This window comes from Acidimicrobiales bacterium (genome assembly GCA_035547835.1).
Classification (GTDB): domain Bacteria; phylum Actinomycetota; class Acidimicrobiia; order Acidimicrobiales; family Iamiaceae; genus DASZTW01.
On the sequence record DASZTW010000020.1, the window covers coordinates 61,896 to 74,255 of the forward strand.

Genomic DNA, 12,360 nt, shown 5'->3' on the forward strand with positions numbered 1-12,360 from the left:
AGAGGCGAGGCGCTCCACTCCTTTCCGGCCGATCATTCTCGGCTATTCTCATTCCCATGGCTGACCACCACTCCATCGTGCGGCGGCAGATGGGCGCGGCGGGCCACAGGTACACACGGGGCCGGCAGTCGCTGGTCGACACGCTCGCCACCATCGGTGCACCTGCCACCATTCCCAAGATCCTTCGCGAGGCACCCCACTTCGTGCAGAGCTCGCTGTACCGGAACCTCGCCGTTCTCCAGGACGCGGGCGTCGTCACCCGCGTCGACGTCGGCGAAGGCCGGGCGTACTTCGAGCTCAGCGAAGCAGTGACCGAGGAGCACCACCACCACCTCGTCTGCCGCGAGTGCAGCGCGGTTGTCGACATCGCGCTGCCGACACGGGCCGAGCGAGACCTCGAGCGCGTGCTCGACGACGCCGCGCAAGGTGCCGGTTTCGAGCTGACGGAACACCGCGTCGACCTCGTCGGCGTGTGCGCGACCTGCCGCGCGGCCTGACGCGGGATCGAGCCGGTGAGCTCGAGCGGCGTCGCCGTCGTAGGGGCGACGCCGTGACGCACACCCTCGCTTGGACGAAGGGACGCGCCATGGAGGCCACGAACCTCGCCGTCGACGGGGGACTTCCGCCGGTCGACTGGAAACCGATCGCCGACAAGCTCGCCGCCGGCATCGAACCGGGAGACCTCAGCCGCTTCGCGTTCTGAGCGCCGTCACACCCACCGCTGAACCCATCGAGCGTTGCGGCGTACGTTTGCGGACGCCGAGGGATCCGGGCCAGTGAGAGGAGACGGACCGTGACCACCGCAACGCTGTTGCTGTCGTGCCCGGACCAGCCGGGGATCGTCGCGGCCGTCGCCGACTTCGTGTTCCGCCACGGCGGCAACATCGTCCACGCCGACCAGCACAACGATGCGGAGCGAGGCGTGTTCTTCCAGCGCGTCGAGTTTGAGCTCGAAGGGTTCGGGCTCGGCCGTGCCGACCTGGCGACGGCTGTCGAGGACCTCGGCGCCCGATTCGAGATGCACGTCGACATCAAGTACTCCGACGAGCGGGCGAAGACCGCGGTGCTGGTGTCGAGAGAACCGCACTGCCTGTACGACCTGCTCGCGCGGTGGCGGGGTGGCGAGCTCCCGGGCGACATCGAGCTCGTGATCAGCAACCATCCCGATCACGCCGACGTGGCGGCCCACTTCGGGCTCCCCTACCACCACCTGCCGGTCACCGCCGACACCAAGGCGCAACAGGAGCGAGCCGTGCTCGCCCTGCTGCACGACCACGGCGTCGAGCTCGTGGTGCTGGCCCGCTACATGCAGATCCTGTCGGCCGATTTCGTCGACCAGTTCCCGAACAAGATCATCAACATCCACCACTCGTTCCTGCCCGCGTTCGTGGGCAGCCGGCCGTACCACCAGGCCCACGAGCGGGGCGTCAAGCTCGTCGGCGTCACCGCTCACTACGCCACGGCCGACCTCGACGCCGGCCCGATCCTCGCCCAGGACGTCGTACACACCAGCCACCGCGACGCGGTGGCTGATCTCGTGCGGAAGGGCCGCGACCTCGAAAAGGCAGTGCTGGCGCGGGCGGTCCTCGCCCACCTCGAGCACCGGGTGCTGGTCTACGGCAACAAGACGGTGGTGTTCAGCTGAGGCGCGACTGGAGGCGTCCTCAGATGTCCACGGCGAGGAAGGCGAAACGCTCGGCCACCTCGCCCGGATCGATGCCGAAGTCCTCGGGCGTGTAGCGGTGGGCGCCGTGCTCGTGACGCGGGTGTTGGCGCTGGTACGCCTCGACGAAGCCGGGCAGGTCGGCGGGCGGTTCGATGCCGGCCGCGGCGTACACGGCCGACACGACGGCGGCAGGATCGCGCACCAAGTCGGAGTAAGCGACGTCGACCAAGGTCACGTGGCTGGCGAGCTCCCCGGCGCGAAACGCCCACGCGCGCCGCAGCCAAAGCTCGGTCTGGTCGAGCTGGAAGCGACCGACATCGGTTGGGTCGACTTCGTCGCTGTACGTGGAGCGGAACACGGCGAACAGGCTGGCGCCCGACGCGACCGTCTCGACCATGTCGCGGTGGAGGTGGACGACCACCGCGCCAGGGAACGTGCGGGCGACGTGCGCGAGCTCAGGGGTGTGCGCCGGTGCTTTCAGCACGAAGCGCCGCCCGTCGCCATCATCGAGCAGCTGTAGCACCCGGCGGTACTCCGCGTACGCAGTGGCGAGGTCCTGGGTGGCGAGCCAGCTGGCGTACGCGTCCAACCGGACCGTGGCGGGGAACCCCCAGCTCCTGAGGTCGACACCCATCGCCAGCACACACTCCTCGGCCAAGCGCGGCCCGTGGTCGTGCACCGATCGGAGAGCCGGGTTCAACAGGTGCAGCGGGTTCGGTGCCGCGTCGAGCTGGTCGGTCAGCGCTGCCCGCTCCCGCAGCGACGACACCGCGACCTTCCAGGGCCGTGTCAGCTCGAGCGGCAGCGGGGCACGGAGGCGCGGGTCGGTGCCGAGCAGCCGGAACAAGAACGTCGTACCCGTGCGCCAGCCCCCCACGATCACGATCGGGGGTTGCAGCACACGGCCGGCTCGTTCGGGATGTTCGGCGAGCGTGGCGCGGACACGGGCGCCGAAGGCGAGCTTCGAGGCGGCCTGCTCGCCCATGATCCGCTCGCCGATCGCGTTCAGGCGGCCGTCTTCGCGCGCCGAGCCGAGGAAGTGCTCCAGGCCCGGGCGCCAGTCGCCCACGAGCTCCGAGGGATCGGCCACGCGGTGCGACATCGCCCGTTGCACGATCACGTCGGGGTCCAGCGAGAACGCCTCGGGGTTGGCCCGCCGTTCGGCTTCGGCCGCCTCGTGGAGCGCCTGGGCAGCGGCGGGGCGCGGGGGCGCGGTCCAGGTCACCGGCTGAGATCCTCGACCTCGTCGACGTGGCACACGCGCACTTCGGGCAACGGCACGGGCTCCTCCGGCAACAGCCAACGCATCACGACGAGGCCGAACTGGCGGCCTTCGGTGTCGAGCCAGTCCAGGTCGCCTGCGGGCTGACGGGCGGCCAGCACGAAGCCGTAACGACCATCGACGAGCCGTGCGGTTCCCGACGTGCGCGAGACGGTGCGCGATCGGTAGTCGAGCGAGTTGAGATACCGGCTGTACAACAAGATGTTCCAGTAGCGGCTCGGTACCGCGCTGCCTCGAATGACGAGCGCCTCATCGGCCCCCAGGCTCCATGCACCCCGCACGTAGTGGATGCCGGGCTCGGTGAACGCGGCCCCACCGCTCATCTCCGACCAATGGCGGAGCTGGTTGGCGCGGCCCTCCTCGGCCTTCCACGTGGCCTCGAACACCTCGGGCACGATCGAGATCGACGCGGCGAGCCGGCGCAGCTGCCGTTGCACGTCGTGTGCGTCGAACGCGGTCGGCGTTGCCGGCGGGTCGTGCGGCTCGATCGTGCAGTCGCCGAGCCGGTCATGGTCCACGTCTTCGTGGAAGTGGCGAACCCACACCATGGTCACGCCGGGCTCGAGCGGCAGCCACGTGCCGACGCCCGGGTCGCTCGGCGCGAGCGTCACTTCGAACCGGCCGCCGGCATCGATGTCGAGCGTGTCGGTGTCGACCCGAGCAGTCGCGACAGCGCCGAGCCCGTCGCCGCGGTACACGGTGATCGACTGGAACACGGAATCACCGACCGCGCCCGAGAGCCGGTAGCGACGATCGTCGCGGATGTCGGCGACCCAGTACCGGAAGTCGGGGTTGTCCATGAAGAACTTCTCGCGCCAACCGTTGAACGAGACGAGCTCGGGTCGCTCCCGGTCACGCTCGAGCCGACTGAGGTGGTTGTTCAGCGCCCGGGTCAGCGCACGGAACCCGTCGGCACGCTCGCGATCATCGAGGTGAGCCGTGAGCTGCGCGAGGCGCTCCCCGGCGCGGTGCACGGCGTCGCCCACCGCGATCCACTCCTGCTCCCCCGCTGACGCGGCCACCTCCGGCACGCGGATCACGTGGGGACGAACTGGTACCACCACTCCTGCGGTGGCCCGTCGTCGACCAGCACGTAGACACCGTCGTCTTCCGTGATCTCCAGCTGCGGCGGCATGCGCTCGAGTCGGGTTTGGGACGGCCCACCGACGCACCGGATCAGCATCCGCTCACCGGGCGCGATCGACGGGTACGGCACGGCGCAGAGGCTACCTGCACGTCACCAGCCGGGACCCACCCGGCAGGGCCGGCGCGCCAAGGACCTGCGCGGATGGGCGTGCGCAACGTCTCGCCGGCCGGGTGGCGCCCGTGACGGCGTCCTCGTCCTCGCCTTCGCTGGTGGAGGCTGTCGTCGTGCGTCCTGGCGGGGGCCCCGGCTCGACCATCCGCCACGCGACGTACCCGCGCAGGTCCCTACACTCTGCGGCGATGGGCCGGGCACCCACCTCCGCCGTGATGCGGGACGAGCTCTTCCGGGCGCAATGGCAGCGCGCCCTCGGGTACGCGCCGTACGAGGGCGCCGAGATCGGCGAGTGCCTGGCGGTGGCCGACCAGATCACCAGCGTCGACGCCACCGTCTGGTACGACCGGTGGCACGAGCTCGCCGACCGGGTGCACGAGGCCGCGGTTCGCAGCGAGACGTCGGGCGACATCGACGCCGCCCGCGCCGGCTTCCTGCGCGCCTCGAACTACTACCGGAGCGCGGGGGTGTTCCTCCTCGGCGCGCCGGTCGACGAGCGCCTGCGAGACACCCACCGCAGCGAGGTGGCGGCGTTCCGTCGGGGCGTCGCGCTGTTGGGCGTGCCGGCCGAAATCGTGGAGATCCCGTTCGGCAGCTTCCGCCTGCCCGGCTACTTCCTGCGACCGTCGCGCGACGGTGCCCCCCGGCGCACGATCGTGCTCACGGGCGGCTACGACGGCACGGCCGAGGAGCTCTACTTCACCAGTGGCGCGGCAGCGGTGGCACGGGGCTACAACGTCGTGGCCTTCGACGGCCCGGGCCAGGGCTCGATGATCGTCGATCAAGGCGTTCCGTTCCTTCCCGACTGGGAGTCGGTCGTGACCCCCGTGGTCGACTGGCTCCTCGCACGGCCCGACGTCGACCCGGCGCGCATCGCGCTGATGGGGCTGAGCTTCGGCGGCTACCTCGCGCCGCGCGCCGCCACGAAGGAGCACCGCTTCGCTGCGTGCATCTCGGATTGCGGGCCCTACGACCTGTTCGAGACCGCCGTCGCACGCATCCCGGGCGTGCTCGGCCGGCAGCTCCCCCACGGCAACCGCATCGCGCTCGGCCTCCTGCGCCGCGTGCTGCGCATCGTGATGGGCAAGCCGACCGCGGGTTGGGCGTTGCGCCGCAACGTGTTCGTCCACGGGCTCACCGACCCGCTCGAGTTCTTCCGGATCGCGCCGGACTACTCGCTCGAGGGCCGTGAAGCGGAGATCACGTGTCCGACCCTGGTGTGCGGCGCCGAGCATGACGATCTCAGCGCCAACGCGCCACGGCTGTACGACGCGCTGACGTGTGAGAAGTCGTATGTGCAGTTCCTCGCTGCCGACGGCGCCGGTGACCACTGCGAGAGCGGTGCACGCCCCCTGTTCAACCAGACCGCCTTCGACTGGCTCGACACCGTGATGCCCGAGTCGTCGGTGGCAACCTCCGCGGCAGGGGCATGACCCCCCTCGGGCCCGCGGCTTTGGCGCGGGGTGGATCCTCCCCCGCCTCATCGACGCCGCCGAAGCGCACCGCATGGGAAGCAGGCGCGGTGGGTCGAGCAGGAGATCGGTTCGCTCCAAGCCGCCATCGAGCACGACGACCGCACGCAGCTCATGGCCGGTTTCACCGACAACCTCACTGAAGCCATCCGCTCGTTCGACGAGAACCGCGTGCCCGTCTACCTCGCCCACTCCCGCCGCGACATCTTCGAACAGGCCTGCTCAGTCCACGCGACGGAGCATGCCGTCGACCACCTCGTAGATCGGAAACTCCGTGGCCGTCAGCGGCACCTTCAGGTGTCGGTGGGTGGGAACGGCGGGGCGAGGAACGCGAGCAGGGTCATACCGGTGGTGCCGGTGTTGGATACTCGGAGCTCTTCGTCGCCACGCAAGTGAGCAAGTGTTCCCGCAGTGAAATCAGTCGGGCCGTCAGGCGTGTCGAGACGGCCGGTGCCGTCGACCACGTAGAGCATGAGGTCGGAGGACCCGTGGGTGTGCGGGGGAAGGTTCTGACCTGGAACGAGCCTGATCACTCTGACGTTGCACTGCTCGGCGTCGAGGAATGCTCGGGCGACGACGTGGGCGTCGTCGAAGTCGGGAGCGTCGGCGAGCGAGGTCAGCTGCATGCGACCATCATGGCGCGCAGCGACCGCCCAGACGCATCGTGTCAACGACGACCTCGGCCTACACCGATCAGGCTTCCTCGAGAATCCTGAAGGACTCGTCCTCTTCCTCGGGGGTGAGGTCCTCGATCACGAAGCGGCGCAGGTCACCCATCGGCTGACCGACCCGGAGCACCTCAGCGATCGTCGTCGGCTCGCTCGTCGCAGCACGCTGGTTAGCGGTGTCGTCCGACGTGACCTCTCCCTTCGCAGGACGCTCCGAAGAGCAAGGGTACCCGTCGCCACCTACGGCTTCCCCGACAGCCACAGCGTGAGCTTCGCCTACCTCGTCTACGCCTCGGCCCGGCTCGAACTGCACGAACGCGCCGCGTTCTTCGCCGCGCTCGTCAACTCCCAACCCATGGGCTTCTGGTCCCCGCAGAACCTCACCGCCGATGCCCGCCGACACGGCGTCACCATCCGGCGGCCCGACCTCCAGGCAGTCCGGTGGCCGATCAGCCGAGGGTCAAGAACCCGGACCGGGCGGGGTCGGGGTGGAACCCTTCGGCGGCGAGCGTCGTGGCCGCCACGTCGAAGCCCTGAGCGAGGAAGTGCGAGTCATGCACGTCGCTACCGACGCTCACCGTGGTGCCGCCCTCCTGGCGCCACCACGTGACGACCCGAGCGTCGAGGGGAAGCCGAGTGTTGACCTCCAGCGCTCGCTCAGTCGCAGCCAGTGCGTGCAGGACCGTCCGGTGCTCTTCCTCGAAGTCGCCTGCGTCGTAGGGACCGGCTCCATCTGGTCCGGTGTCGGCTGGCCAGGACCGGGCGGCGTAGTCGATGTGGGCCAGCACGTCGAAGCGGTCCCATGAGCGGATCATCCGCTCCATCTCGGTCAGGTAGCCGCGCACGACCTCGGGTGCAGAGCGGTCGAGGTAGGCGTCGGACACCTCGACGAGACCGTCGCCGCCGGGCAGCGAGTGGACGGCGGCAACGACGAGGTCGAACGCCCCGGCGTCGAGCACAGCAGTGGCCTGCTGCGGATCCCGGTGCGGCTCGCCGAGCTCGACTCCGGCGTGGATCTCGAGGTCGGGGAACCGCTGGCGGCACCGCTCGACGCAGGCGAGGTAACCGTCGACGTCGAGAGGTGGCGGCACGAAGGTGCCGTCGTCCACGACCGCCCCGAGGTCGCCGAGGAACTCGGCCACGCCCGTCGAGACGCGCCACCGGACGAAGTCGGCGTGATCGGTGAACGCGATCGAGTCGAGGCCCAGCACGAGCGCGCGTGCGCAGGCTCGTTCCATCGAACCGTGAGGGGCGTCCCAGGACCACTCTGTGTGCACGTGGCCGTCCCTCGGCGTCATGGTCACATCCTCGCAGGCAACCCCATACACATCAGCCGATCCGCCCGAGCGCCAGTCCTTGTCGCCGGACCCGTGCTTCAGTCCCTGGATCACGCCGACGAGGTCGTTCAAGGCGCGCAGATGCAGGCGCACGGCATTCGCTTCTCCCGGGCGGTCGCGCAGGAGGTACTTGACCCGCAGCGCTCGGGTCGGCTTGTCGTTGTGAAGCGCGTCGGAGCGGTTCGTCGCGTTGTACCAGGCCAACACGTCGACATCGGGAGCTGCGCCGCGGAGCGCGCCGTCGACGGTTTCCATGAGCGAGTGCGCCGCCTGCGATGCCGCGTCGGGTCCCGTACGGCTGACGCGCTCCCCACGCGCCGTCGAGGCGCGCGGGCAAAGCCGGGTCGAGCTCGCCCAAGCGGCCACGAAGCCGCGTCGCGAGCGCCTGCGGGCCGAGTAGTTCCTCGGTCTCGGCGGGGCCGCTCTCGGTTCCCTCCGAAAGGGCGATACCGGCGGCCGTGATGCCGAACGTGCCTCGCCCGAATGCCTCGAGGGGCTCGACGCGCTGTTCAAGTGTCGCGGCCCCGATCGCGCGCGTCGCCTCGTCCCAGCCGCGGATACCGATGCTCACCGAGCGTTCGACGAGAAGGGGTGTCGTCAGACCGCGGTACAGGGTCGGCATGTTCTCGACGACGCGCGCAATGCGTGTGAGGTCGTTGAGCTGTCGCTGCAACGACGTATGGGCCGAGGTGTCGAGCAGTCCGATCTGCCGCTGGAACGTGGAGTCCGCAAGCGTTGCAAGGATGCGTGTCCGCGCCTGCTGCGCCTCGATGGCAGCGGCAAACACACTGGATCCCGTGATCCAGCGTGCTGATGCGGCGGCGGCCGAGATCGCAGGAAGCTCGACACCTGACGGGAGGCTGTCCATCGCACGGCGCGCCGCCTCGATCACGGGCCATTGGGTCGACATCTGCGCGACCACTCGTTGGGCCGCGAGGATGGAGTCGGGCAGCGTGAACTGCCGGCTCAGCGCCGTGTAGGGAACGCGAACGACGACCTCGTCGGCCTCTTCCGGCTCCGCATCTTCGTCGGTTTCGTGCCGAGCGTCGTCGGGCGATTCGTCGACCACGACGTCATCATGGCCGACAGTCCGGCAGCGATGGCGCACGAACACGTCGATCCACCACCGTTCGCCGCGGTGAGCCGGCCCTACGCTCGGCGCATGTCGGAGGGCAGGACATTCAGCTACACCGATGCGGTTGAGTGGGCGGCGACGTTGCCGCCGGTCGCCGAGCATGCGATCCGGTGGTACGAGTCGAGTTGGGCCGACCGGATCGTCGCGTTGAAGGACGAGCTCGCCGTGCTCGCGACGCGCTGCGTCCCGGATGCGAAGAAGCCAACGGCGCTGAACGTGTCGCGCCAAGTCGTCTTCAACGTCTTCGCGGATCCGGCGACGTCGGCGCGCGAGCGCTTCACCGCCGCGATGGTCTGGGGCTACGGCACCGTCGGTCGCGGCCCCGCACGCGTCGCGAACATCATCGGGCGCTCCGGCAACACTCTCGACGCGCGGCTCGAGCAGGTGATCGACGCAGCCTCAAGCGATCCCGGCACCGCGTGGGACACCGCACTCCGCGACGCGAAGATCGCGTATCTCGGACCGTCGTTCGCGACGAAGGTGCTGTACTTCGCCGCGTTCGCCGGCGGAGTGCCCGACCGGCCCGCGCCGCTCATCGCCGACGTCGTCGTCGCGCACGCCCTCCGGCTTCGGCGCTTCGGACGCGACAGCTACGTCCAGTACTGCACCGACGCTGCACGAGCCGCCAAAGCCTTGTCGGGTGTGCGACGACGCGCCGACCAGATCGAGTTCGCGCTCTTCGAGACCGGCAAAACACGCTGAACGCGCACCCGAGAGGTCACGCTCCGGCCTAGCGGTCCACAACGCGGCCCCACTCGTCAAGCTCGACGTGGAGCCCACAGCATCGAACTCGCGTGGCGAGGTCGAGCTCGACGCGCAATGTAGCGACCCGCTCATCCCGCGACGCCTGCACGTGGGCCTGCTCCGCGCGGCCGAGGGCGTCGTAGCTGTCTGCGGCGGTCGGCTTCGCTCGTCGCTCACGACATCGACGGTACGCCCTTGATGTGGCGCTGTGAACCGCCGCTCATCCGAGGTCGTCGCCGGTGGCGATGACGCTGCTGCTGATGAGGTAATGTCGCCGACGCGGACGGCGTCTTTGCCGCTTTGACCTGGATACGACGGACTCGTCATCGAGACTCGGTTGCACCTGACGAGTGCCAGTGACGAGTGCCAGCAACGACCCTAGACAATCGATGAGCGACACACGTCCGCGGTTCGGCTCCCACTTCAGTGCCCTGGTCGCGAGACGCTATGCGCTGTAAAGGTCAAAGCGGTCCTCGATAAGGTCACCCTTGTAGCTGCGCGCTCGTACCTCGCGGTAGATGTGCAAGTCGGTGGCCCGCACCCGAGAAAGCCGACAAGTCATAACCCGGTACCCTCGGACGGTAGAGGGAGAGCCTCGTGGAACAAGCGTCTGAGAACAACAACGCCGCACTGGACGCCGCCATCTCTCAGGCCGCGCAAGAGACCAACTTCGCCGAGGCGCTCTTGGCTTCCGGCCACTCGGTCGTCGTGATGGACGACAAGGGCCGCATGGTCTGGCGCCACCCGGACGGGTCCACGACGATGCAGTGAGTCCTCGCAGGACTCTGTCGCAGGGCGACGACCGATGGTCAGCCGTTCGCCGAAAGGAATCGCGCTTCGCGCAAGCGCTTGACGAACTCGTCTTCCCAACCTTCCGGGAGGTCGCCGATCCGAAGTGCGGCGTCACCGATCTGTCGGCAGTACTGCCCTTCGTCCCCCTTGGGCACCGAACGCGCACGGTGCTGTTGTTTCGGTTTCACTGATGTGACAACGAGGTCGAGCAGAACGTCGAGGTTGCACGAACGTCGTCCGGCTTTGGCGTAGTCGTCGGCGTTCTCCGAGACGACGACCTCATAGCCGAGCGCGTGGAAGCCAGCGGCCTGCAGCGCGCCAAAGAGGGCAACCCATGCGATCGGCGCGCGGTTTGCGTACGACAAGATGAGGTGGCCATTTGGCTTCAGCGCTCGGCTCACCTCGGAGAACACAGCTTCAAGTTGCGCGCGGTAGATCTTCGTGGTCTCGTCTGCCGCGCCGCGCGCAACGATGACATCGCCATCGATGCTTCCGAGCGGAAGGTCCGCCCACGCGCGGAAGATGTTCGAAAGCTCGCCGTAGTGCACGTCATCGTGGTAGGGCGGATCCGTGACAACGAAATCGAGGCTCGCGTCGGGAACGACTAGCCGCGCGCTTGACCCTTCGACAACGCGAAGGTCGAGATCGGCCGGAAGCCGTCCGCGACGGCGACCGACCGGTACGGGTCCGTCGACATGCAGCGTCCGTCCGATGTGTTCGTCGAGCCAGAGCGATGCCTTCGCCGTGGCGCGCACCCGGCGGACGATTGTGCCGCGCCCGGAGTCTCCTGCGCCCCAAACATTCGGCTCCACGGCGAGCGTCGTCGCGTTGAACCGGTGATTCGCGATGGTCTCGTACACCTTCAAATAGCGCGGGTCCCATCGCGCGGCACGGCCCGCGATCTCGGTCGCACCGATGACTACGGCAATAAGCGCGTTCCTCGTCCGATCGTCGAGCTCGAGATCATCGATACGGTCGAGCAGCGTCTCGAGGACGACGCGCTGGCGGCTTGGATACAGGTCATGCCATGAGCTGAACCCCATGCTCGTCAGCCGATTCGTCTCGGGGCCACGCTCGATGGTGCCGAGATCTCGCTTCGGTCGCCAGCGCTTGTCGCTCGCTTGGGCACGCTCTACCGCCGTGGGTACATCAATTTCGCGAGCACCTTGCGCAACGCGCTCAGCCAGGATCGGTGACCACGAGAGCCGTGCGCCGATTTCCGAGATCGGTCCGCAATGGCCGCACGACGTGCATGTGTACTCACGACCGTTGAGGTAGCGCTCGTCGGGGTCGACGTGACGCGCGCACGTTCTGCACCGGGTCCGTCGGCTCGCGTCGGCGTGGTGCATGTGCCCCGCGCGGCACGCAACAAACCCGTTCTGGCCGCCGCAGTCCACGCGCGTGTCGAGAGACACGAGCGCGCCCGGGAACAGCCGAACGACGCGGCGGCACTTCCGGCATGGAGCCTGCGCGAGCCAGAACGTGTGTGCAATCTCGGCCGGCGTCCCGTCCCGCAACGAAGTGGCGTAGGCATCGCGGAGCAGACACGCCGCCGCGTCGCGCAGCTCACCACTCGCGCTCTCGAGATCGGCGGGATCTGGCAGCGACGTCATGGTCGTGAGCCCGCGCACGGCCCACGGGTTCACATCCTGGGCGTACACCTTGTGTCCGCGAAGGAGTGCAGCGAGGCCAATGACCCCGCCACCGGCGAAAGGATCTGCGATCGTAAGCGAACCGGGTCGATCCCGCGCGATCGCGTCGATGATCGCGCCCGTCACGGTCTCGCTTCGGCGCGCCCACCATCGGTACACGCTGATGGGTGGTAAGTGGTTCTGTCGGCTGCGAAGCTCGGCGCGGGTCGCGTCCCGAAGCGCAGGCGCGTCGAGGTGACGTAGAGGGCTCGACCCGGGAGTGGCGCGCGTGGTCATGAGGAAGAAGGTGCCTGTTCCGTCCGCCAGTTCACTCGTCTCGGTGCACCATGATGGCGTGGACGTTCCCCACACCCG

Annotated in this window: 13 protein-coding genes; 5 read left to right on the forward strand and 8 right to left on the reverse strand. The window is 68.7% G+C overall.

Going from position 1 to position 12,360, the window contains the following annotated elements; translation table 11 throughout:
- The first annotated feature begins 56 nt into the window (after positions 1-56).
- Together VHA73_16405 and purU are read left to right on the forward strand one after the other, a co-directional pair.
- Entirely contained in the window at positions 57-497 is a 441-nt protein-coding gene (locus VHA73_16405; GenBank protein HVX19606.1) for a transcriptional repressor, read from the forward strand.
- 296 nt (positions 498-793) lie between these two features.
- Complete coding sequence (gene purU, locus VHA73_16410) at positions 794-1,645, forward strand: formyltetrahydrofolate deformylase (protein HVX19607.1); 852 nt, start codon at positions 794-796, stop codon at positions 1,643-1,645.
- Between the two features lie 19 nt (positions 1,646-1,664).
- On the opposite strand, the gene VHA73_16415 is transcribed toward purU, so the two are convergent.
- The 3 genes from VHA73_16415 to VHA73_16425 are packed head-to-tail and all read right to left on the reverse strand — an operon-like array spanning position 1,665 to position 4,164.
- A complete protein-coding gene (locus tag VHA73_16415; GenBank protein HVX19608.1) occupies positions 1,665-2,891 on the reverse strand; it encodes a sulfotransferase in 1,227 nt (408 codons plus the stop codon).
- Entirely contained in the window at positions 2,888-3,988 is a 1,101-nt protein-coding gene (locus tag VHA73_16420; protein ID HVX19609.1) for a hypothetical protein, read from the reverse strand. Before VHA73_16420 ends, VHA73_16415 begins: the two co-directional genes overlap by 4 nt.
- Positions 3,985-4,164: a hypothetical protein gene (locus VHA73_16425; GenBank protein ID HVX19610.1), complete on the reverse strand. Its 180-nt coding sequence runs from the start codon at positions 4,162-4,164 to the stop codon at positions 3,985-3,987. Before VHA73_16425 ends, VHA73_16420 begins: the two co-directional genes overlap by 4 nt.
- 230 nt (positions 4,165-4,394) lie before the next feature.
- Between VHA73_16425 and VHA73_16430 the strand changes: the two genes are divergently transcribed.
- Positions 4,395-5,639: an alpha/beta fold hydrolase gene (locus VHA73_16430; GenBank protein ID HVX19611.1), complete on the forward strand. Its 1,245-nt coding sequence runs from the start codon at positions 4,395-4,397 to the stop codon at positions 5,637-5,639.
- Between the two features lie 332 nt (positions 5,640-5,971).
- Here VHA73_16430 and VHA73_16435 read toward each other — a convergent pair whose 3' ends face one another.
- From VHA73_16435 to VHA73_16450, 4 genes are all read right to left on the reverse strand, one after another.
- Positions 5,972-6,304, reverse strand: a complete 333-nt coding sequence (locus tag VHA73_16435) for a cupin domain-containing protein (protein ID HVX19612.1) — start codon at positions 6,302-6,304, stop codon at positions 5,972-5,974.
- Between the two features lie 67 nt (positions 6,305-6,371).
- A complete protein-coding gene (locus VHA73_16440; protein HVX19613.1) occupies positions 6,372-6,749 on the reverse strand; it encodes a hypothetical protein in 378 nt (125 codons plus the stop codon).
- Between the two features lie 46 nt (positions 6,750-6,795).
- Positions 6,796-7,776, reverse strand: coding sequence for a PHP domain-containing protein (locus VHA73_16445; GenBank protein HVX19614.1), 981 nt, complete (start codon positions 7,774-7,776; stop codon positions 6,796-6,798).
- Positions 7,676-8,797 carry a hypothetical protein gene (locus tag VHA73_16450; protein ID HVX19615.1) on the reverse strand — a complete coding sequence of 374 codons (1,122 nt, stop codon included), beginning with the start codon at positions 8,795-8,797 and terminating at the stop codon, positions 7,676-7,678. The genes VHA73_16445 and VHA73_16450 overlap by 101 nt, the downstream gene beginning before the upstream one ends.
- Positions 8,798-8,845: 48 nt before the next feature.
- On the opposite strand from VHA73_16450, the gene VHA73_16455 reads away from it, so the two are divergent.
- Together VHA73_16455 and VHA73_16460 are read left to right on the forward strand one after the other, a co-directional pair.
- Complete coding sequence (locus VHA73_16455) at positions 8,846-9,520, forward strand: hypothetical protein (GenBank protein HVX19616.1); 675 nt, start codon at positions 8,846-8,848, stop codon at positions 9,518-9,520.
- Between the two features lie 639 nt (positions 9,521-10,159).
- On the forward strand, positions 10,160-10,333 hold the full coding sequence (locus VHA73_16460) for a hypothetical protein (GenBank protein ID HVX19617.1): 174 nt from the start codon (positions 10,160-10,162) through the stop codon (positions 10,331-10,333).
- Positions 10,334-10,371: 38 nt separating this feature from the next.
- On the opposite strand, the gene VHA73_16465 is transcribed toward VHA73_16460, so the two are convergent.
- Positions 10,372-12,132, reverse strand: a complete 1,761-nt coding sequence (locus VHA73_16465; protein ID HVX19618.1) for a hypothetical protein — start codon at positions 12,130-12,132, stop codon at positions 10,372-10,374.
- Positions 12,133-12,360: the final 228 nt, after the last annotated feature.

Coding starts and splice junctions, on each gene's coding strand:
- VHA73_16405 (HVX19606.1), top strand. CDS start 57: ATGGCTGACCACCACTCCATCGTGCGGCGGCAGATGGGCGCGGCGGGC.
- VHA73_16455 (HVX19616.1), top strand. CDS start 8,846: ATGTCGGAGGGCAGGACATTCAGCTACACCGATGCGGTTGAGTGGGCG.
- VHA73_16435 (HVX19612.1), bottom strand. CDS start 6,304: ATGCAGCTGACCTCGCTCGCCGACGCTCCCGACTTCGACGACGCCCAC.
- VHA73_16430 (HVX19611.1), top strand. CDS start 4,395: ATGGGCCGGGCACCCACCTCCGCCGTGATGCGGGACGAGCTCTTCCGG.